Here is a 22,120-nt window from a genome sequence, read left to right on the forward strand (position 1 = left end):
GTTCCAGCGCCGCGAGGTGTGAGAGTTCGAGTCTCTCCGTCCCCACCACTCAAAAGAGACAAGGTTGATGCCTTGTTTTTTTTCGCCTGAAATTTTATAGCTATAAAAAAAGCCCATCGAAATGGGCTAGCTTGGCGTTAACTTAAGATGTTTGAATTGATCTTGCGCGTTAAAAGTGACGCAAATTAAGCTTTCAAATGGTCTTCGAATTCTTCACCCAATTGCATCGCAAGGGTATTGCCAGATAGATCACAGGTCACCAGACCGTATTCTTTTTTAAAACTAAATGTAAAACCACGGTTGTCTGCCAAGGTACGTACGGAATACCCCAATTTTTCAAGCCATAGACGGAATGCCAGAAGATTTTTTGCTTTCACCACTTTTTTCACGAGATAACTCCTTCATCACTGTTCCTTAATAAATTAGGGTGAATAAAAAATTTTTAAAGGGGGAAATTTTAAAAATTCTTTAAATTTCCTGAAAATGCTTTTTTTATAGACAAATAATTGAATGAACTTTCACTAATAAATAGCTAAATTTATGATTTATGAATGCTTTTGGATGTTGTAACTAAATATTAGAAATCTCACTCTGATTGACTAAAATTTAAGCACAATAAAGTTTTGAGTATGTTGTAGTTAGGGGGAGTCTACAACTGGTCGAATTGTTATTCATTTCAATTTGGTTAGAGATTGCAGCAATCATCTGGTTGACCATTTTTTGTAATAAGTGGTTCTCGATCAATGTGTAGAATAATTTATACTTGCAAAAAATAGTGAGTCTGAATATGACACAAGTAAATATTGAACAGTATGTAAAGGATTGCATTGAACGTATGCAGCAAGAGGATCAGACACCGGTTGCTGTCATGTTGGGACATGAGGACTGGATTGAATTTACCGTACAGTCTCAAGTGGCATATACGCCATTCGGGAGCGCAAGACGTTATCAGCCAGCACTGGGCGGTTTATTACTGGTTAGGGTGGATGAAATGCATGCTTTACGCGTTGCGACCCAAGCAGAGCTGGATGCCTACGCGCAAAGCAATCAGATTCTCTAAAATCCTAATTAGAAATTGTCTTTCAAGGTTCTTAAACGGGCAAATTCTTCAACGCTGTCTGCACGCAAGAAAGGATTGGTTTTAAGTTCAATTTCAATCGTGCTGGGTAAGGTGCATTGGCCTAGCATTCTCAGACGTTCGACCTGTTCATGGCGCTCCTGAATTTCCAGATTATCTGGTTCTGCATGCACTGCAAACTGGGCATTGGAAAGTGTATATTCATGTGTACAGTACACCTTGGTGCGCGGGGGTAATGCAGCCAGACGAGATAGAGAGTGGTACATCTGTTCAAAAGTACCTTCAAATACCCGGCCACAACCCATCGCAAACAGGGTATCACCGCAGAACAGCACATCTAGAGCATCAATAAAGTAGACAATGTGGCCTAAAGTGTGTCCCGGTACACTGATGATACTGACCTCGATACCATGAAAATCGAATTCATCTTCATGCTCCAGAGGATGGCTGATGAATGGAATTTTACTCAATTCCTCACGAGGACCATATATCGGAATGTTTTTATCCTGAATCAGTGCAGGAACACCGCCAATATGGTCTTTATGCCAATGGGTTAACCAGATCTGCGCCAGTTCCAGCCTATACTGCTGGCAATATTCCTGTACCAGACCAGCTTCCGTAGGATCAACAGCCACGACCTGTTTGGAGTCTGTATGTTCCAGCAGCCAGATATAGTTCTGTAAGGTATTTTTGACGTCTATACAGTGAATTTTGAAAGGCATCATTTCAGTTAAACCGTTTGAAGTTATTTAGTAAATTAGCATAATTACCCGGCATATTCAGATGCTGGATCGATGTTTATGGATGATTCATGTATCTGATTTTAAGAGTGTATAGGTTGGGTGATCAGTCTATATCATCCGCTGAAACCGGATCACCAATGCTATAAAAATGCCCCCCTGCAATATGGTGAATGCTGCGCCATTCACGCTCCACGTCCTGATAATACCAGTGTCCATCACGGAACACGCGCTCGTCAGCATAAGCCGCAATGACCTTGCCAATAAACAGGTCATGAGTTTGCTGATTATGGGGTTCAGGAATCAGTTCACACAGCAGCCAGGCTGCACAACCACTTACAACCGGAATGTCTGACTGATCAAACTGGAACAGTTCCACACCACATTGTTCTAACTTATCGGGTTGATCATGCATGCTGATCGTTCCAACAGCTTGCACCATGTTCAGCTGTTTAAGCGTGGGAACTTGCAAAGCAAAGTAACCAGAATTTTCAATAATTTTGCGGGTTTTGGTACTTTTATCTAAAACTACAGTGACTTTGGCTGGCTGGAATTCTAGTGCACAAGCCCAGGCTGCGGCCATAACATCCGTATTTTCCTGATCTCTGGCAGAGACCAGCACCGTTGGACCATGATTGAGCAAACGATAGGATTTTTCCAAGGGTACAGCTTTCAGATGGGGATTAGACATTGCAAACCTTAAAATAAACAAATGTACGTGCTAAAAATTATGCACTTATTGGCTTATTAACATATATAAATTTTTTTGGCGAAAAAAGCTTTTAAACTAAAGCGCTAAACAAAAGGAGTTTAAGCAATGAAAATGTATCAAGTGGATGCGTTCACTACGGAGCTGTTCAAGGGCAATCCCGCTGCGGTGATTGTGCAGGATGAGTGGCTGGATGAGAGCCTGATGCAAAACATTGCGCTGGAAAATAATTTATCTGAAACTGCCTTTGTGAAGACCATTGATGCAGAAAACTATGAAATTCGCTGGTTTACGCCAACGAAAGAAGTTGATTTCTGTGGGCATGCGACCCTGGCCAGCAGCTTTGTATTATTTCTGGATTATACCTCGCATAAAACCATTCGATTTCATGTAAAAAATCTCGGTATTTTTACAGTTAGCCAAGATCAAGATGGCAAAATCCGTATGAACTTCCCGATCCGTCGGGCAGTTTTGGTCGATGAATATCCTGCTATGTTGCGTGGAGCTTTGACCAAATCTTTTAAAAATGTCTATTTAAATGAACAGGCCTATATTATCGAATATGAGTCGGTACAGGATGTGCTGGATGAGACTCCGGATTTTGAATTACTAAAACAGGTCAATGATCGCCGTACCGCGATTACTGCGACTGGCGCATTGCTGGATGTCGCCTTAATGGCGGGTGCAGAACAGTATGACTGTGTATCGCGTTACTTCGCGCCAAGTAATGGTATTAATGAAGATCCGGTGACCGGTTCAATTCATACCGGAATCGTGCCGATCTGGGCAGAAAAACTCGGAAAACAGCAGCTGGTTGCTTATCAGGGCTCCAGCCGGGGGGGTGTGCTGTATTGCGAGATGCAGGATAATGACCGGATTGAAATTTCAGGTTACGGCAAGCTGTATATGAAAGCTGAAATTCTGCTTTAATCAGATAGAATATCTAAAAGCTGTTGTGAACAGCAGCTTTTATAAAAATACAACTCACAACAAGAGAGTCATTCTCTATGATGTTCACTGAATAAAAAGTTCATGTTTAAATTTGCTGGATCCAGAATGTCACTACGTTTTAAAAAATTAACACTTTCCATGTTTTTAATGGGCGCAGCGACGCTCAGTTTTGCTCAACCGGTATTGGTAAAAACAGAACAAAATATTGAAGAATATAAACTGGATAATGGTTTAAGAATTGTCCTTGCACCAAATGACAAAGAAAATAAGACTTTTATGAATACGGTCTATTTCACCGGTTCATTGAACGATCCGCAAGGGAAGGGTGGTCTGGCACATCTATTAGAACATTTAGCCTTTAAAGGGACTGAAAATATTAAAGGCGATGAATTTCAGCGTCGTCTGGACCAGTACACACTCTCATCGAATGCCAGTACGGATTATTATTCTACCAAATATACCAATCTGGTTCGCCCTGAAAGCACTGCACTGGCTGCGGTAATTCAGCTTGAAGCAGAACGGATGGATAAGCTGGTACTACAAGAAAAATATGTACCAACTGAAATTGATATTGTTAAACGTGAACGTGAAATCCGTCTGGATCAGCCATTTTCAGTATTGATGGATCAAATCTTTAAATCGGCTTATGGCAACCAGCATCTCGGTCGTCTGCCAATTGGCGATTTAAATGAGCTGCAATCGATCAATATGCAGGAATTGAATCAATTCTACCGGACCTGGTATGCACCAAATAATGCCTATATGGTAATTTCAGGCAAGTTCGACAAGAAACAGGTACTGAAATATATTGATCAGCATTTTAGTCCAATCAAGGCACGTTCTGTAACAGAACAGCCGAAAGTACCAGAGTTAAGTCCTGAAAAGATTAAACAGCGTGAGTTTACTGTGGCCAAAGGCAGTGATTTTGCCAAATTCAATATCTATCTGAACCGTTCAGAAGTAGCTAAGCAGAACGCATTATCGGTAACACCAACGCTATACACCTTGCAGCCGAGCGGGCATCTGTATCAGGGGGTTGTCGAGCAGGGAACAGCGACAGCTGTACAGTCTGCTACCTGGCTAGATAAGGACTTCAATATGGTCTTCATGGGGGCAGTCTATGCGCCAAATCATGATGCGAAAAAGGTCGAACAGGCGTTGCAGAATGGTGTCGAGCAGGGTAAAGGTTTTAATGAAACTGAGCTGAACCGGGTTAAAAATATGAGCCGCAATGCCGCTGAGAACATTAAAAATAATGCAGCAGCACTAGGTTTACGCCTGAGTGATTATATTGCATCTTCGAATGGAGACTGGAGCAAATATTTTAAGGATCTGGATGCAATTCAAAACCTGACTGTGGCAGATGCTAACGCTATCTATAAAGATTTTTTTAAGGCGCAATACCGCATTCAGGGCAATATTGTACCTACGCCTGAAGATCAGAAAACAGCCAAACAGCAAGAGCAGTTTGCAGCAGCCAAACCAACCCTGGATCAACAGCCTGTCACTGAAGAACCTTTAAAAGATATTTCAGTTTATCAGGCGGAAGTGAAACAGTATGTGAAGGAGTCTAAAAAGCTACTGACCAGCAAAGAAAAGCAGATCCAGCGTGGCAAACTGCAAAATGGCATTCAGTATGCTTTGTTCCCAACCCAGACTCGCGATGACAAAGTCTATTCGACGATTGCCCTTGATTTTGGTACAGCTGAAACACTCAAGCATAAAGGAGAATTGCTGGATCTGATGGCTTACTTGATCATGCGGGCTTCTGAGACTCAGAGCCTGCAACAGATTTCAGATAAGACCATTGAAGTGAGTGGCTCGGCCAATGTCAGTGCATCAGGCAATGGCCTGAATATTTCGATTTCAGCCAAGAAAGAATATTTTGAAGAATATTTTAAATACATTCTAAATGTATTGAAAAATCCGACTTTTGAGCAGAGCCAGTTTGACCTGATCAAGTCTCAGTCTTTGTCCAGCTTAGACCGTCCTTATACAGAACCGGATACAGTGACCAGTCTGACTTTTGCGCGTCTGCTTGAGCGTTATGAGCCGGGAGATTTACGTTATCACTTTGAACCTGACTTGGCTAAACAGCAGATCAACGCAGCGACGCGTGAACAAGTTCAGCAACTGTATCAACGTTTCTTTAAAACCCATCATGCCCGCGTTGCGGTCACTGGTGAATTTAAACCTCAAGCGATGCAGACGCTGATCAAGCAGGAATTTGAGGGCTGGAAGAGCAATGAGCCTTATACTCGCCTCAAGTCTGAATATGTCGCGCGTACTGCTGAAAGGGTACATGCATTATCGGAACAGCGCGAGTTTGGCAGCTATGTCGCCGCCATTTCAATTCCGGTGGGTTCAGATCATCCAGATGTACCTGCATTACTGGTATTAAGACACATTTTGGGTGATTCACAACTGTCTTCTCGTCTGGCACAGGAATTACGTGAAAAGAATGCCCTGGTCTATGGCTTTAGTGCCAATGTGGATTTCGCTGAATGGGACAATGCCGGTGCCTTGGCCTTTGGCGCAAACTATACCGCAGGACGCTCTGGCCAAGTATCGGATTCAATACGTAAGGTGATTGCTGAGCTACGTAGCAAAGGTGTCACTGCACAAGAAGTCGAAGCTGCAAAAGCCAGTATTCTGAAAAAACGTGTCACAGCACTGGAAGATGATCGCCGTATTCATAGCATGCTGGTGCCTCAGCTGGAACGGAACCGTGACCTGAACTATCGTCAGAAACGTGACCGCGCGGTGGCAGCCTTAACCAAAGGAGATATCGATGCAGTGATTCAGAAGTATCTGAATACTGATCAGCTGGTAGAAGTGATGTCGGATCAATATGGGCAGCCAGTAAATCAGGCAACGCTTACGAAACGTTAAATCTGTCTAATTCTGATAGATAGCTGACTAAAAAACCTCCTCAAACAGGAGGTTTTTTTATAAGGAAGGGAAATGTTTATTCTTTAATAGTAGTAAATATCTTCCATAGGTGAGAGGTAATAGATATTCCATAATTTCTGGCCATTTTCTCAACCTTTAAAGCCGGTAAAAACCTTTAGCATTGTCATAAAAAACAGATTTTAAAGCATTTTCATCATGGCTATGTACGATATCGCTAAAGGCATCAATGATATCAACTAGATTTGCACTGACCCGATCCATCGGAAAATTGGAGGCAAACATGGCACGATCCGTTCCAAAGCATTTTAGGGCATGCTGAATTAGAGGTGTCGCAAGTTCAATCAGCTGCGCTTTGGAAGCTAATTGTCGCTGCTGATGAAAATGATGACCCAGCACTGGCATAAATAGCGCAGAGACTTTGGTCATGACATTCGGACACTCTGCCAGTTTGGCCAGATCTGTTTGCCAGTTTTCTAGAATCCGTTGCCTTTCCTGTGCAGTTTTTCCGGTACCTTTACCCACTGTGCCAAATAGTCCAACAGGCGTGCCGAGATGATCCAGAACAATCGGTGTTTCAGGGAAAGTCTTGGCAAGATGAATCACATCAGAAATCTGGGTGGAATAGACCCAGGCATCAAAACTCAGCCCGGCTTTGGCCAGATGTTCAAACCCTTTCAGGAATTTTGTATTAAGGTACAAATGGGATTCATCAGCCCAGGCATGCACGCCTTTATCCGGATGCACGGAAGCCATTTTACGGATACCACGAAACTTGGGCGAAGCTTCCTGATGGAGTTGCAGTAACTTTTTAAAGTCTTTCCTGCGTGGATCCGCCGTAGCCACAATTGCACCCAATGCCAGATCGTGTGCCTGAAAAGGTAGACCGGCTACAAATCGGGTTTCATTCACGACACCTGTGCCTTTGTGTTCATGCCAGCCAGCTTCAATATGTACCACCTGTTCGACCTGATAATAAGCAATATCCTGTTTGTAATGGGCAGGTAAATAAGGTGCGGTAATGTGTTCAGTCAGGCCTATCGTTTCAATAATTGGTTTGGGATTCAGGAGGCGCACCATACGGTCCAGCAGGCGAGGATGCTTACCAAACAGTTTGACTGCCAGTGCTGCCGCATGAGGGGTGTGATAGGGATCCCACTGATGGATATGTGGGTCGATGATGGGGAAGTTAAGCTGCATGACTTTCCTTGTTGTTATTGGAATTATTCTTATAGTTATATAGAAGTAAAATCACACAGGCGTCAATGCAAAAAGTTGATCTAAAAATGCCAGGTATAAAAAAAGCCCCGAAGGGCTGAGCATTAATGATCGTGGTCATGATCATGTTTATGCTTGTTGGCATGGAATTCTTCGTTATGACGGAAGCGCAAATAGTTTTCAAACTGCTCGCAGTATTCGTCATAATTGTCTTCCAGCATCATCTGGAACTGCTGAAGAATGTAAGACATCACCTGATCTTTGGCATCACGCATTTCATTGCCGTCTTTGAAATTGTTGGCTGCCACCCAGGTATTAAAACGGGCAGTCGCAAACAGCATTGAAGCGCTGACCTGACCGCGTTTTTCTGCAGGATTGTCCTGAGAGCCTTTTTCTACGCGGCTAAACTCATTGGCTTGCTTGATAAATTCATCAGCACGTTCAAAGAATGCAGCATTTAACGCTTCTTCTTCGGTTACATCGGTCGCTTCAATCTTTTGAACCATGAATTTTTCCTGACACTAAAATCTTAATCGACTCATTATAGGCAAAGCCTTGCAGAAACTAAACCTTTGCCTTAATCTAAAAATAGCCTAAGCATAAAAATGTGATTCCCATGCAAGATGCAATCGCTGTACAAAGCCTGAAAAGTGACATTGCCTTATTACGCCAAAATATCTGGCCACCAGTCAATCTGGCTAATGTTGAAGGACTGCCAATTTATTATGGCAGCAAGTCGCAGGTGGAAGAATATTATCGCCAGTGGATGGGTCTGATTGAAAGGGCACAGGATCTGTTTCAGCCTTTTATGGAAGATGAAGTGCTGGATGCAGTTCATCTGCCGAGCCATTTAAATCTGCCATTATTCTATTTTCATGTCGATCGTATCCGGATCAATAAAACCCGTGCCAAAGAATCAAAAACTTTTCGTGGCATTGCCAGTCTGGTAGAAAAATGCGGTCAATTCGAGCCGGCACAGATTCAGGCGATGCAACGCTGGCTAGACAGTGATGAGACAGCAGCGCTGGTGGCACATCGCGAATTTGTCGATTTACGCACTTATGTGTTCCAGCATGGGCAAAGTGAATATACTCGGACTCGATTCTATGTGAATGGTATTATCCTGAGCGTAGAGCAGCATTTCGAACTGGTAGATGCACGAGATAAGCCACGTAAACAGCGCAGTGACAGTTATAACGATCCGCTTGCCGATAACAATACCTGGAAAGTTTACGGTAAATATCGCTAAGTATTTACTGATCTATTTTTTCCAGAAAGGCTGTACTTGGGCAAATTGCTGTAACTCTGCCTGAATTTCCTTTTGCAGCCGCTGTTGCTCCGCATGTAACCAGCCTAGCACAAACCATGCTTTAGGCTTTCGTTTCACATAAGGTTGATATAGGCTTTCTGCAACATGCAGGTCATTATATTGACCCAGGCTTTCCTGTAGCGGTTTTAACGCTTTAAGATAATTTTTCACCTGTTTGGCTGGAAACAGGTTTTGCAGAAATTCGATGTTATAGCGTAAACGCTTGACCCGCTTACGGGTACGATGCTGATCCTCAATTGCGAGCTCACAAAACTGTTCAGCATCGGCACAGATCTGCTGATGTAATTTGCCTAGACGCTTATACAGCATACGAATATCTGTAGCGACCTGTTTAGGTTCAGCCTCACTATAACGCAGTAAGTCCAGTATCAGATAATTGGTTTCTGGTTCCCGGAATAACTGTTCTACATGGACATTTTCTTCTGTTGCAGGTGGTAAGCTCAGAATCGGTGATCCGGCAGCTTCAAGTTGTGGCAGTAAGCTTTCTGCCAAGGCATCGCGATCACGTGCTGCACCGAGTTGCTGAAAAAGCTCAGTCAGTTGCTCCACCCAAATAGGAGGAATTTCTAGCTCATCGACATTAAAAAAGCGTAAGGCACTGCGCAGACGACGGATAGCGACCCGAGCTTGATGGATATGTTCACTATTATAATATTCAGTAGATAGCGCCGTTGCATTAGGAAGTAGGTGCTGCAAAGTATTTCTAATAATTTTCTGCAACATGCCATGTAAGTTATCATCCTTGCCTAATACCAGCGGCAGTTGATGTTGAGCAGGTGTAATGCTGCTGCCTTCAAGCAAAGCATAGCCACGATCTGACTTGCTACGGCTGTCTAGCCATAAGTCATAACGTTGGATCCAGGGTTGTACAAATTCGATCAGTTCACTCAGCTGTCCCTGTTTGAGTTCAAATTCCAGCTCATAAATGGCAATAAATTCTGTACCATGCCGGATTTCACCTTGATCAAAAGCAATTTCAATCACACTGTTTTTATAGTTTTCTACATGAATAGAACGTTGCACTTCAGTTTCAAATTGCAGATGTAAAGGAATTTTTAGTGACCCTAATGCTTCTTTGAGCAGTTCACTGACTTCAGGATAATTTTTATAGTGTTTAAGGTCACATTGTTCAGGCTGTTCTTTTCCTAACTCAAATTCTACCTCTAGACGCTCAAAAGGCTGTTTCCCGGGAGCTTTAAGGGTCTGTAGCCAGATTTCATTTTCTAGGCGCTGCCGTAAAGCAATGCCATGCTCGCGCAGCTGTAACTCAGTCGTATCAAAATAACGAGCCCAGAGATGATTACGCACTAGCGTTAAACTGATGAAGTCTTGTTGCAGCTGTGCGTGCATGTGGGAGGGGACTTGAAATTTGAGTTCGATTTCTGCCATCGGGTGCTCCTCCTCGATACGGCGTCTAATAATTATAATAGTGAATATAGCCCAAAGCGTTTGGAAAAGATAAGCTGCAAATGCAACAAAAAAGCACCTCTGCGACTGAAGTGCTTTAGGATAGATTTTCTACAACTGCAATAAAACTTGATAAAGCGACTTTATTTTAAAAACTTGCGGCTCACCAGAAACTGTTCTGTGGCCTCTAGCAGTTTTTGTGCATAAACTTCCTGCTTTGCAGTCAGCCAGCCTAGGATAAACCAGTCACTGGCTTCAAGCTCAGTCTGCTGAATATAGACTGCTGAGGAAGCTAGAGTCTGGTATTCGGTTGCTGCCAGCTGTGCATCATTCAGCGCCTTGCTGTATTTCTGTAGATTTTTCACATCATAAATTGAGGTCAGAATTGGAAAGCTGAACTTCAGTTCCTGAATACGCACCGCAAGTAGATCCAGTTGTTCAAAATCATGGATTTCAGTCTGGTTTATCTGCTCTTGTAAAGCTTTATATTGCTGTTGCAAAGTTGCCTGCGCTACGGTTTTTAAATCCTGTGTGCTTTTGACATCTTCTTTCAGGCTAAAGATCAGCAGTTCCAGATAGTGATGCACATTCTGTGTCGACTTCACCAGATTACCCAGTTTTTCCTTAGCATATAGAATATCTTTACTCAGGTTTTCTGCAGTGGTCGGATTCTGTAAAAAGGCGGCTAATGTGCTTTGCATATGCTGTAAATGCTGCAAGTGTTCAAACTGCTTCTTAAAAGCTTCCAGCTGATGTGCCCATTTATCTGAAATGCCAGAATGCCAGTTTTTGAATAACAGAACACTCAGATACAAATGCTCTAGCGCTTGCTGAGCCTGATCGATATGATCCTGTTCAGCTACCTGTGCCGAGATTGCTGCGATATTCGGCAGTAAATGCTGCATCTGCTGGGCAATCAGACTACATAAAGCTTTGGCTGCACTATCTTTTTTGCTGAGCTGGAATTCTTTTACCTGGGTTGCCGGACTGACTTTTTGCTGAGTTGCAAGCAGGTTACCGATTTCTGCTTTGCTGCGCACATCGAGCCATAGCTGATATTTCTTAACCCATTCAAAGCTAAATGCCAGCAATTGTTCAACTGAACCACTTTTTAGTTCGAATTCGACTTCATGGACTTCCTGTTCGGCATCTAGAGTACGGATCGCACCGATATCGAGGGCAACTTCAATTCCAGTGCCTTCATATTCAATCACGCGCAGGGTACGGGTGATATCCGTTTCAAACTGTAGCTTGAGCTGGCTGATCTGATCACCCAGTGCATTATTTAAAATTTGTTGCGCTTCTGGTGCAGCGGCATAAATATTCAGATCCAGTTCAGGTGCCCGTTCCAGTTCACCCAAGTCATGATTATGTTCAAAACGTTCAATATGGCTTTTACCGGCTGCTTTTAAGGTTTGTACCCAACGAGTGCCTTCCAGACGCTGACGGAGGGCGACGCCACTTTTTGAAAGCAGACGGTCTTCGGTGTCATAGTATTTGGCTTGTAGTTGAATCTGTTCGGACTTCTTCGGATCAAGTGCCTTTAACAGCGCAGTGCGGCGTGCTGCAGGAATCTGAAATTTAAGTTCAACTTCAACCATGATAAATATCCTGTTTGTACTGTCTATAAAGGTGATAGACAGAGCTGATGATGCTTTGTATATGCTGTGGATGTGAGCACATACACGCTGCAATCATGTTTTTAATTTTTAAGTCGAAGATTGTAACTAAAATCATTTTTTTAGTAAGACTTGACCAGGCTAAAAAAATCATGAACCTGTTTAAATTAATAGAATTTATTCGTACCTAAGCAGTTGAAAGCATGCTAGATTCAAGGAAAATTAAACATAGCTGAGAAATCTCGCTGCATGAGATCGCACTTTTAAATGTTTAAATAATGCGCTAATGTGAAATTAAAAATATCAGGATGATGCCATGAATGCACAAGTAGAACCTAAAGCGGATCTGACGCCAGCAGTTAGCCAGCCAATGCCGATCCGTGATTATCATGAATTTTATCGATTTTATCTGACTGAACACCGCAATATCATGAGTCGCCGTCTGCATGTAGCAGGAAGTAGTATCGGGCTGTATTTCTTTGGCAAGGCGATCATACAGCGTAAACCAAAATATTTTCTTTATGGACTGGCATCGGGTTATGCCTGTGCCTGGATCGGACATTTTATTTTTGAGAAAAACAAGCCTGCCAGTTTTAAGCAGCCGCTGTATAGTTTTGTCTCGGATTGGCGTATGTTTGCTGATGTTTTGCGTGGCAATATCAGCCTGATTAATCGTGATCAGGACAAGATTCCAAGTTAGAATTGATTAAAAAATAAAAAAATGTATTGATGGGTCATCAGAATTACATGAAAACGCTTGCAAGCTTAGAGTTAATGTTCTAATAATTAAGGCGTTGTCTAAAGGTAATATTTTACCAAAAGATACAGCACAGAAATTACACAGTTTTCCATGCCTGGAGTGACCTTCTCCGGGCTTTTTTTATGTCCAAAATCTGGCAGGGTAAAATTATTATCTGACATTCTGCAATGTTCCTACAAGTTGGGTGCATAAAAATCAGGGTATCAAATGAGTGATTCATAACTGATGATTATTTTTATGTGATTTATTTAACTCAAATAGCAGATATGAATTATCCATGAAATTATTAATTTTCCACATTAAATGAACTGGTTATTTTGATACTGTATTCCTTGTATTTATTTACTGAAAATATGTCGTTATATAAGTTTGCATGGTGTCATCATGCTCCTGGTTATGCCTATAATAGCTGATGTATTTTGAATGGCGGCAGTCATGCGCGGTTTATATTTAATTACCAATGATGATCCAATTGAACTTCTTCTTGCGAAACTTGAGGGTGCGATGGCAACTTATGAAGTTGCAGTACTTCAGTATCGTCGTAAAAAAGTGGCGAAAGAAAATCAGGCTTATGAAATCGAATATATGAAACAAATGTGTGAACAATATAAAGTTCCATTTGTGATTAATGATGATTTAGAAACTGCGGTAAAATATGGCGTAGGTGTGCATTTGGGGCAGGGTGATGGTTCCATTCAGGAAGCTGTTGAACGGTTACCTAAAAATGTTTTGATTGGTCGTAGTTGTAACAACTCACTTGAGCTGGCTGAACAAGCCATTGCAGATGGTGCAAATTATGTGGCATTTGGCGCAATCTATGCCACTGATAGTAAACCTGAAGCGGGCATTATTGGCTTGGAAACCTTAAAACTGGCCAAGCAAAAATTAAATGTACCCATCTGTGCAATTGGTGGCTTAACTGTTGAAAACTCGAAAGAAGTGATTGAGGCAGGTGCGGATCTTTGTGCGGTTATTAGCGATGTTTTAGGTCGTTCAATGTCTACTGTCGGTCAACGTGTGTATGACTGGTCAGAACTATTTGCTGAACAAGCTTAATTTTTTATTTCTTATCTTATTTTTTTGAGTTGAGTGATTTTCATGAGTTTATCTCCAAAGCAAGAACAACTATTTAAACAAGCCAATAAACATATTCCAGGTGGCGTAAACTCACCTGTACGTGCTTTTAACGGCGTAGGCGGTACGCCAGTTTTTATCGAGAAAGCACAAGGTGCTTATCTATACGATGTCGATGGTAAACGTTATGTGGACTATGTTGGTTCATGGGGCCCGATGATTTTGGGTCATGCGCATCCAGCAATTATTAAAGCTGTTCAGGATGCTGCGGTAGATGGCTTAAGCTTTGGTGCACCGACGGTTCATGAAACGACTTTGGCGGATATCATTTGCGATATCGTGCCGTCCATTGAACTGGTGCGTATGACCAACTCAGGTACTGAAGCGACTATGACTGCGATCCGTCTGGCACGTGGTTATACCGGTCGTGACAAGATCGTGAAATTTGAAGGTTGCTACCATGGTCACTCAGATTCATTATTGGTAAAAGCAGGTTCAGGCCTTTTAACCAAAGGTGAGGGCGAAGCGACTTCTGCGGGTGTGCCTGCTGATTTTGCCAAACATACTTTAACCCTTCCATATAACGACATTGCGACTTTAAAAGAATGCTTTGCCAAGTTCGGTTCAGAAATTGCCGGTGTAATTGTAGAGCCAGTAGCAGGTAACATGAACCTGGTGAAACCGATTGATGGTTTCCTGCAAGCAATCCGCGATGTCTGTGATGAGCATGGTTCAGTATTCATTATTGATGAAGTGATGACAGGCTTCCGTGTGGGTCTTGGTGGTGCTCAGGCACATTATGGCGTGACTCCTGATTTAACGACTTTAGGTAAAATCATTGGTGCAGGTCTGCCAGTCGGTGCTTTTGGTGGTAAACGTGAAGTGATGGAATGCATCGCGCCATTAGGTAATGTGTATCAGGCAGGTACTTTATCAGGTAACCCACTGGCAATGCGTGCTGGTATCGAGATGTTTAAGCATCTGCGTGAACCGGGCTTCTATGAAAAACTGACTGTGCAACTTGAGAAACTGCTGGTTGGCTTACAAGCAGCTGCGGATGAAGCTGGTATTCCATTCAAGACCCAACAAGTTGGTGGTATGTTTGGTCTATACTTTACTGATCAGGAAGACATCACCAGCTTCGATTCAATGTTGAAATGCGATGTCGATGCTTTCCGTAAATTCTTCCACGGTATGTTGAAACGTGGTGTGAACCTTGCACCTTCTGCATTTGAAGCTGGATTTATTTCAGCTGTGCATAGTGATGAAGATATCGAATTCACGATCCAAGCTGCGAAAGAAACTTTTGCAGAAATGAAAGGGTAATACAACCTCTCCCTAACCCTCTCCTAAAAGGAGAGGGAACATAAGCCCGAATTCCTTCGGGCTTATTTTATTCTTTTAATTAGATCGCAAAGATTTGAAATTGATAAATTAGAAATTGGATAGTTGAATGAAAACCAAACATTATCTGACCTTAAGCGATGCTGAGTTTTTGTTAAATCAGGCCTATGAATATGCACTAGAAAATGGCTTTAATGTCAGTATTGCTGTCGTTGATGAAACTGGCAATTTGCTGGCAATGAAGCGTATGGATGGTGCATCACCTATGACAGCAAACCTGTGTCTGGAAAAAGCACGTTGTTCTGCAATCAGTCGCCGTCCGTCCAAGCTGTTTGAAGATATTATCAAAGGTGGGCAAATGGGCTTTCTGACCATGGATACTTTCTCAGGTATGTTGGAAGGTGGTGAGCCGATTCTGTATCAAGGGCAGTTGGTGGGTGCGATGGGTGTATCTGGTGTAAAGTCATTTGAAGATGCGGAGATTGCACAGGTGGCGATTGAGAAGTTTTTGGCGCAGCTAAGCTAATTCAAAATAGAAATTGATTAACTCAATTCAATAAATTGTTCCAAAATGAAGCGTGGAACGTGAAATATCAAATAAAAGCCCAATCGGTAATGAGGGGGTTTTTCTATATAAAATAAAAATCGTATTTCATGTCAAGTTTATTATATTAATTTTCTCTGTACACGACAAATTTCATAGGATCCTTGTCCTATCAGGCTTTTTCTTTCTTAAAATTGCTAGCACTTTCTTAAATTCTTCTTTTTTTCCAAAACCAATCAAACGTAGAATAGCCATTTGAACATAGTCCAAACCGTAGCGAAATAAACTTACTGAAAGTCGTCCATGCTTCTTTATTTTTATCGCTTTTTTCCGATCATGTTGCCATTCACCTGTTAAATAGCACCAACAGAAACCGATAGCTAGCACTGCTATCAATTTCTTGACTCGTCTAGGGTCTGTTAAACGAGTATTTTCAAGATTGAATCCACGTCCTTTGAGACAACTAAATAACGTTTCGATTTCCCAGCGTAATGCATAATCACGAATAGCAGAAGCATTAAACATAGGAGAAACAACAAGTAAAAGCTCTCCATCTTCTAATCGTAGCGCACTAATATACAGTTTCACTCGACCAACCCAAATACGTCGTTTACGACATTCAGTTTGACCAACTTGAAGATGACGAAATAAATCACTAATTTTATGATTCTTGGCTAAGTGATTGGTCACAATAAAGTTTTTTTAACACGTATACAGAAGTTAATGTCATTTTCAATTAACCATGTAAACCATTTCTCACCGATAAATTCTCTGTCTGCAAACACATTCACAATACGATCTTTACCAAAAATGGAGATAAAGCGTTGAATCAAAGTAATACGCTCTTTTGTATCTGAATTTCCACGTTTATTGAGCAATGTCCAAACAATAGGTATCGCTATTCCACGATAGACGATGGCTAACATCAAGATATTAATATCTCGTTTTCCCCATTTCCAATTAGTTCTATCCAAAGTTAATTGGACTTTATCGAATGAAAATATATTGAAAATTAACTGAGAAATTTGACGATAATCGAAATACTGATCTGCAAAGAAGCGTTGTATACGTCGATAAAATGATTGTGGTAAGCACTTGATGGGTAAGGCTTTAGATGCAGAAGAAAGATTACATGTCTGTTTTACAATTAATGCAAGCATAATCAGTGTAAAACATTTTGCATGTGACTTGTTCCACTTTAGATATTTGTTTAAGATGAGATGTAACTCATTGAAATGTGTCATCATATTCGTCGTCAGAAAACAAGTATTATGCCATTATTTCAATGAGTTATCTTTTTTTGTCGTGTACAAAGATTAATTTTAGAAAAAGTTTAAATTTACCTTTCGAATATTTGGCCTATTTCTAGTCTAGTGTAACCACGTTCTTTAAAGATCAAAACAATAGCTTGTCTATAATCTTCAGAAGTAGAAGTTTTATATTTATTAATTAATTGCTGCTCAGAATTAAGCTGGAGGTCATTTTTTATCGTCAATACTTCTGTAGAGACTTTATTAAAAATCTTGAAATTCAACATACAGGCGCTCTTTATCATTATTGTAGCGGCCCGACTACAACACACACCTGCCTTAGCTTAGCTAGACACCCTTAGTGACAAGGATTACAAATTAAAAAAGAATCTGCAAGTTTTTCTAAAGATGGAGCATGAATAATTTACTAAATTTATGTCTATTTAATATAAGGGTGTCATATGAAATTAGTTCAATAAATGTTTGTACAATCGAAATTTTTTCAAATTGAGACTAGACTAAAATAGCATGAATCCTCATGCCATTTTGTATTTATAAGAGTTTACTATGCTGTACCCAATGCCTAAAAAAATCCAACTCGCACCATCTCAAGCCAAATGGCAATTGGCATCAGCACAATCTGTTTTAGTTCTTATAGGCTTACAAAATCTACGCATGATACAGGGCATTCAAGACAGTGTGCTTATGCACAACCTGATTCAAATCAGCAACAAAGCCAAAGCACTCGATATTCCCATTGTTGACCTGTACGGTGATGATATTATTCAAGGTATGCAGCAACTTGGTGAATATGCCTCAACCCATCCACAACTGATTTTTGCAGGCACAATCACCCCAATGTTGAAACAAATCCTGCCACATTTACAAAGTGTGACTGAGCAAATTTGCGTGATTGATGATGCGATCCTATTGCCAAATCAGGAACAGCATATTCAGTGGATTGATAGTATTTCGGCACAAGGCTTGCATCATATGAATAGTTATAGCTTGACCCGATTATGGAATCTGAGTGCGCCAGCAGAATATGTGTTGTCGAGCAAAGGTATTATATTAGCAGTAGCAGAACAGCTGGATATGGATGCACTAGATATTGATCCACATGTAGATTTAAGACAATACGGACTGGACTCGATCGCTGTGGTAAGCCTGGTTGGTGTGTGGCGCGCTAATGGTGCAAATATCCGTTATGAAGATGTTTATGAATATCCTTCACTAGAAGAACTGGTGAGTTTTGTTCTGCAATCAGCACGCAGATAATCACGAATTGGGCAATTTTCTTAATATAATCGGAAATTTCATCGGCAATTACAGAAAACGACATTGTAATTCTGTGCCAAGCTTTCTATCATTGCCGCCTTGTTTTGCGCGATCAGCCAGGGATTGAACTTTGAGCAATTTTCTAACCGAACATCTGATTCATCGTGATGACGATTTTATGGTCATTCATAAACCAGCAGGTTTACTCACAGTACCCGGTAAAACAGAAGATTTGCAAGATTGCCTGATTAACAGATTAGTAGAATTAGAACCAAAAACACTACTTATTCATCGTCTCGATCGGGATACTTCTGGAATTCTGGTCTTTGCCTTAAGCCGTGAAGGGCAAAAAATGATCTCCCGGCAGTTTCAAGAACGCCAGACCGATAAGACCTATCAAGCCATTGTCGCCGGCACATTAGAAGGTGAGGGTACTGTCGATGTACCGGTGATCTATGATCCAAGCCGTCCACCATTACATGTTGCTGAACCAAATCATAATAAGCCCGCATTGACCCACTGGCAGGCAGTCGAGCATTTTGAAATTCAGGGACAGCCCGTTACTCGCGTCAAACTGACACCTATTACCGGCCGTTCACACCAGCTCCGTGTACACATGCAGTATCTCGGTCATCCAATTATTGGCGATACCTTATATGCTACATTGCAACAGCAACAGTTGATGCCACGCCTGTGTCTGCATGCAGAACAGCTCAGTTTTATTCATCCTAAAAATGCAGAAAAAGTCGAGTTTCATTGCCCGGCACCATTCTAGGAAATACTTGTTTAATCGTCGTTATTGATGCCCACTTTTGGTGGGCTTTGTGTCAAAATATATTGCTTGAAGGTGTGAAATTTTGCTCAAATGATGTGTTATTTTTGAGCATAATCTTTACAGTCTTGTACTTAAGATAAAGGTGGAAAAATTGCAGCAGTTTGCTATTGGTCAACGTTGGTTATCAGATACTGAAACAGAACTCGGTCTGGGGGTTCTCATTGATGTTGATGAGCGATCGGTCAGCATTTTATTCCCGAAAAGCGACGAAACCCGTGTCTATGCACGTAGCAATGCGCCTTTGTCTCGTATCATTTTTAATGTAAATGATGAGCTGCAAGACCAGGAAGGTAATACCTGGACGGTTGAATCTTTTGAAGATCGCAACGGCGTGGTGCGTTATCAGGTTGTACGTACTTTAAGTGATGGTACTGAAGAACGTAAAGCTCTGAATGAAACCCGTATTGGTGCAACCATTCAGTTGTCTAAGCCATTAGACCGTTTGCTGGCTAGCCAGATCGATTATAAAGAATGGTATGATCTGCGTATTGAAGCTATGCTCATGCAAGCCAATATGCAAAGCAGCCCGTTACGTGGTCTGGTTGGCTCACGTGTAGGCCTGATTCCGCATCAGCTGTATATCGCACACGAAGTCGGTAAACGTTTTGCACCGCGTGTATTGCTGGCGGATGAAGTAGGTCTGGGTAAAACTATTGAAGCCGGTTTGATCATTCACCAACAGCTAAAAACTGGCCGTTCTGAACGTATTCTGATTCTGGTACCAGATTCACTACAATATCAGTGGATGATTGAAATGCGCCGTCGCTTCAATCTGGAATTCTCACTGTTTGATTTAACCCGTACTGCATCGATCAAAGAACACGATCCTGATCTAAATCCATTCCTGACTGAACAGCGCATTATTGCTTCTATTGACCTGATGATTGATCACGAAGACCTGCGTGAGCAGGCGCTTGAAGCTGGTTTCGATCTTCTTGTTGTCGATGAAGCCCATCATTTGATGTGGAGTGAAGAAGAGGGAGGTAACGACCGTTACGATCTGGTTGAAGAACTATCTGAAAAAACACCAGGCGTATTATTGTTAACGGCAACACCTGAACAGCTGGGTGTGGAATCGCACTTTGCGCGTTTACGTTTGCTGGATCCACAACGTTTCAGTTCATTAGACCGTTTCTTGGATGAAGAAGCACAATATCAGCAGACTGCAAAAATTGCTGAAGTGTTAATGTCAGATATGCCACTTGAAGAAGGGCATCTGGCAGCACTTGAAGGTCTGCTTGGTCATCGTATTGAAGATAACCCTGAGCAACGTTTCCGTGCGATTCACGAACTGCTGGACCGCCATGGTACTGGCCGTATCCTGTTCCGTAATACCCGTGAAGCCATTCAGGGCTTCCCGGGGCGTGACTGTCAGCCAGCGCCATTACCAGCACCTGAAAACTGGTCTAAAAATGGCAAGCTACGTGAACAAATGTGGCCAGAAGAATTACAGCTTGATGGTTCCTGGATGGAATCAGACCCACGAGTAATGTGGTTGATGGAAAAACTCCGCACTGATCTCAAACACAAAAAAGTGCTTTTGATTGCGCGTAGTGGTCCAGTAGTAGAAGCACTGGAAAATGTGCTACGTCTTCATGCTGGTATCCGTACTGCGATGTTCCATGAAGGCATGAGCCTGCTGGAACGTGACCAGGCAGCAGCTTATTTCGCTGAAGAGTCTTATGGCGCGCAGATTTTGCTGTGTTCAGAAATTGGTTCTGAAGGCCGTAACTTCCAGTTTGCTTCTGACCTGATCCTATTTGACTTGCCAGCAAATCCAGATGTGCTTGAGCAACGTATCGGTCGTCTGGATCGTATCGGTCAGGAAAATCGTATCCAGATTCATGTGCCTTATCTGGTCGGTACTGCACAAGAGCGTATGTTCCGCTGGTATAACGAAGCACTGAATATTTTCAGCAATATTTCGCCAACTGCGCAAACATTGCAAGAAAACTTCATTATTGAATTAAAAGATTGTTTACTTGCTGATAAAGGTCAGGTTTTTGAAGATCTGCTAGAAGAAGTGACCGTACAACGTCAGGCGCTGGAAGCAGAACTGCAGGAAGGCCGTGACCGTCTGTTGGAATACAACTCTTGCCGTCCAATGGTGGCACAGGAAATCGTCACAGCCCTAGAAGATTATGACGATAATACGACTTTGCCAATGTTCATGAAGCGCTTTATGGCATCGACCAACATTGATTTTGATGAGCAAAGTAATGGTACGGTGATTATCAAGCCAACCGATCAAATGCAGGTGCAAGGTCTGACTCTGGATGAAGAGGGCATGACTGCAACTTTCTATCGTGATCAGGCACAAATCCGTGAAGATGCTCAATACTTGACGCTTGAACATCCATTCACTGAAAGTGTGATGGAAATGATCAATACACAAGGATTTGGTAGTACCAATGTTGCGGTGTTGAAGTCTGCTGCATTGCCACAAGGTTCAGTATTGCTTGAAGTCTGGTTTAAAGTGGATGTCGTGGCACCGAAAGCATTGAACTTGCCATCAAGCTTGCCACAACAATTGGTTCGTGTATTGCTCAGTGAAAAAGGTCAGGATCTGTCGCAAAAAATTGCGCCAGAAATTCTGAAACCATATTTACATCATCTGGATGGCAATAGCTGCCGTCAGGTCGTGAAAGCGCGTCGTGAAGTAATTGAAGCACGTTATCAACAGGCACTGGAACTGGCTCGAGCTGCTTTGCCGCAATTCAAGCAACAGGCGAAGGAAGTATATGGCAGCAAATGGCAATATGAAATTGACCGTCTGACTTACCTGAAACAGTTCAACCCAAGCATCCGTGAAGATGAAATTTCTCGTCTGCAAAAACTGCAGAAAGAAGGTTTAAGCTTACTGGATGGTCTGTCTGTAACCCCAGAAGCAATTCAGGTGATGGTGGTGGTTAAACCATAACAATCATCTAAGAAAAGGCAGCCTTCGGGCTGTTTTTTTATGGCTATTTTTCTACAAGAAATCTGGATTGAAATTATGAGGATTTATATGATTAAAACTATTTCATTTAGATAAGAATATTTGTTTGAAGATATAAGCTGTCAGTAAATGGTT

At 41.9% G+C, this 22,120-nt stretch carries 20 protein-coding genes; 11 read left to right on the plus strand and 9 right to left on the minus strand.

From position 1 onward, the window contains the following. Positions 1-185 precede the first annotated feature (185 nt). Positions 186-389, minus strand: a complete 204-nt coding sequence (locus tag F955_RS10355; protein WP_004812366.1) for a hypothetical protein — start codon at positions 387-389, stop codon at positions 186-188. A gap of 398 nt (positions 390-787) precedes the next feature. Here F955_RS10355 and F955_RS10360 point away from each other — a divergent pair, with 398 nt between their 5' ends. Continuing rightward, complete coding sequence (locus tag F955_RS10360; RefSeq protein ID WP_004894218.1) at positions 788-1,060, plus strand: hypothetical protein; 273 nt, start codon at positions 788-790, stop codon at positions 1,058-1,060. 8 nt (positions 1,061-1,068) lie between these two features. Here the strand turns inward: F955_RS10360 and gloB are convergent, their stop codons facing one another. Both gloB and F955_RS10370 read right to left on the minus strand, forming a co-directional pair. After that, complete coding sequence (gloB, locus tag F955_RS10365; protein ID WP_004894220.1) at positions 1,069-1,803, minus strand: hydroxyacylglutathione hydrolase; 735 nt, start codon at positions 1,801-1,803, stop codon at positions 1,069-1,071. A 121-nt stretch (positions 1,804-1,924) separates the two neighbouring features. Continuing rightward, a complete protein-coding gene (locus F955_RS10370; protein ID WP_004894223.1) occupies positions 1,925-2,509 on the minus strand; it encodes a flavin reductase family protein in 585 nt (194 codons plus the stop codon). A 126-nt stretch (positions 2,510-2,635) separates the two neighbouring features. On the opposite strand from F955_RS10370, the gene F955_RS10375 reads away from it, so the two are divergent. After that, the gene (locus F955_RS10375; RefSeq protein ID WP_004894224.1) at positions 2,636-3,457 is read left to right on the plus strand and encodes a PhzF family phenazine biosynthesis protein; all 822 of its coding nucleotides are present in this window, start codon (positions 2,636-2,638) and stop codon (positions 3,455-3,457) included. Between the two features lie 126 nt (positions 3,458-3,583). Continuing rightward, the gene (locus F955_RS10380; RefSeq protein WP_004894225.1) at positions 3,584-6,370 is read left to right on the plus strand and encodes a M16 family metallopeptidase; all 2,787 of its coding nucleotides are present in this window, start codon (positions 3,584-3,586) and stop codon (positions 6,368-6,370) included. 156 nt (positions 6,371-6,526) lie between these two features. Here F955_RS10380 and F955_RS10385 read toward each other — a convergent pair whose 3' ends face one another. Then, the gene (locus F955_RS10385; protein ID WP_004894228.1) at positions 6,527-7,588 is read right to left on the minus strand and encodes an amidohydrolase family protein; all 1,062 of its coding nucleotides are present in this window, start codon (positions 7,586-7,588) and stop codon (positions 6,527-6,529) included. A 122-nt stretch (positions 7,589-7,710) separates the two neighbouring features. Then, on the minus strand, positions 7,711-8,112 hold the full coding sequence (locus tag F955_RS10390) for a DUF3144 domain-containing protein (RefSeq protein ID WP_004812380.1): 402 nt from the start codon (positions 8,110-8,112) through the stop codon (positions 7,711-7,713). A gap of 110 nt (positions 8,113-8,222) precedes the next feature. On the opposite strand from F955_RS10390, the gene F955_RS10395 reads away from it, so the two are divergent. Continuing rightward, complete coding sequence (locus tag F955_RS10395; RefSeq protein ID WP_004894231.1) at positions 8,223-8,855, plus strand: hypothetical protein; 633 nt, start codon at positions 8,223-8,225, stop codon at positions 8,853-8,855. A gap of 12 nt (positions 8,856-8,867) precedes the next feature. Here F955_RS10395 and F955_RS10400 read toward each other — a convergent pair whose 3' ends face one another. Together F955_RS10400 and F955_RS10405 are read right to left on the minus strand one after the other, a co-directional pair. Further along, positions 8,868-10,325, minus strand: coding sequence for a CYTH and CHAD domain-containing protein (locus tag F955_RS10400; protein WP_004894233.1), 1,458 nt, complete (start codon positions 10,323-10,325; stop codon positions 8,868-8,870). Between the two features lie 161 nt (positions 10,326-10,486). Next, positions 10,487-11,944 (minus strand): CYTH domain-containing protein, encoded by a 1,458-nt coding sequence (locus tag F955_RS10405; protein ID WP_004894234.1) that lies wholly within the window; start codon positions 11,942-11,944, stop codon positions 10,487-10,489. A 334-nt stretch (positions 11,945-12,278) separates the two neighbouring features. Between F955_RS10405 and F955_RS10410 the strand changes: the two genes are divergently transcribed. From F955_RS10410 to F955_RS10425, 4 genes are all read left to right on the plus strand, one after another. Continuing rightward, complete coding sequence (locus F955_RS10410) at positions 12,279-12,662, plus strand: Mpo1-like protein (protein WP_004894236.1); 384 nt, start codon at positions 12,279-12,281, stop codon at positions 12,660-12,662. 495 nt (positions 12,663-13,157) lie between these two features. Further along, complete coding sequence (thiE, locus tag F955_RS10415) at positions 13,158-13,778, plus strand: thiamine phosphate synthase (protein WP_026056781.1); 621 nt, start codon at positions 13,158-13,160, stop codon at positions 13,776-13,778. A gap of 42 nt (positions 13,779-13,820) precedes the next feature. After that, complete coding sequence (gene hemL / locus F955_RS10420; RefSeq protein ID WP_004894242.1) at positions 13,821-15,122, plus strand: glutamate-1-semialdehyde 2,1-aminomutase; 1,302 nt, start codon at positions 13,821-13,823, stop codon at positions 15,120-15,122. A 127-nt stretch (positions 15,123-15,249) separates the two neighbouring features. Beyond that, on the plus strand, positions 15,250-15,666 hold the full coding sequence (locus F955_RS10425; protein WP_004894243.1) for a GlcG/HbpS family heme-binding protein: 417 nt from the start codon (positions 15,250-15,252) through the stop codon (positions 15,664-15,666). Positions 15,667-15,837: 171 nt separating this feature from the next. Here F955_RS10425 and F955_RS16605 read toward each other — a convergent pair. Together F955_RS16605 and F955_RS10440 are read right to left on the minus strand one after the other, a co-directional pair. Beyond that, a protein-coding gene (locus F955_RS16605; protein ID WP_098733168.1) for an IS4-like element ISAba33 family transposase occupies positions 15,838-16,928 on the minus strand; the annotation gives its coding sequence in 2 pieces (ribosomal slippage) (positions 15,838-16,388 and positions 16,388-16,928; 1,092 coding nt in all). Positions 16,929-17,023: 95 nt separating this feature from the next. Next, the gene (locus F955_RS10440; RefSeq protein ID WP_004894251.1) at positions 17,024-17,221 is read right to left on the minus strand and encodes a hypothetical protein; all 198 of its coding nucleotides are present in this window, start codon (positions 17,219-17,221) and stop codon (positions 17,024-17,026) included. 280 nt (positions 17,222-17,501) lie between these two features. Between F955_RS10440 and F955_RS10445 the strand changes: the two genes are divergently transcribed. The 3 genes from F955_RS10445 to rapA all read left to right on the plus strand — a co-directional run bounded on the left by F955_RS10445 (position 17,502) and on the right by rapA (position 21,967). Next, positions 17,502-18,212, plus strand: coding sequence for a phosphopantetheine-binding protein (locus F955_RS10445; protein WP_004894254.1), 711 nt, complete (start codon positions 17,502-17,504; stop codon positions 18,210-18,212). 130 nt (positions 18,213-18,342) lie between these two features. Continuing rightward, positions 18,343-18,987, plus strand: coding sequence for an RluA family pseudouridine synthase (locus F955_RS10450; protein ID WP_004894256.1), 645 nt, complete (start codon positions 18,343-18,345; stop codon positions 18,985-18,987). A gap of 142 nt (positions 18,988-19,129) precedes the next feature. After that, positions 19,130-21,967 (plus strand): RNA polymerase-associated protein RapA, encoded by a 2,838-nt coding sequence (gene rapA / locus F955_RS10455; RefSeq protein ID WP_017401372.1) that lies wholly within the window; start codon positions 19,130-19,132, stop codon positions 21,965-21,967. Positions 21,968-22,120 lie beyond the last annotated feature (153 nt).

The organism is Acinetobacter schindleri CIP 107287 (assembly GCF_000368625.1).
In the GTDB taxonomy this organism is placed as follows: Bacteria; Pseudomonadota; Gammaproteobacteria; order Pseudomonadales; family Moraxellaceae; genus Acinetobacter; species Acinetobacter schindleri.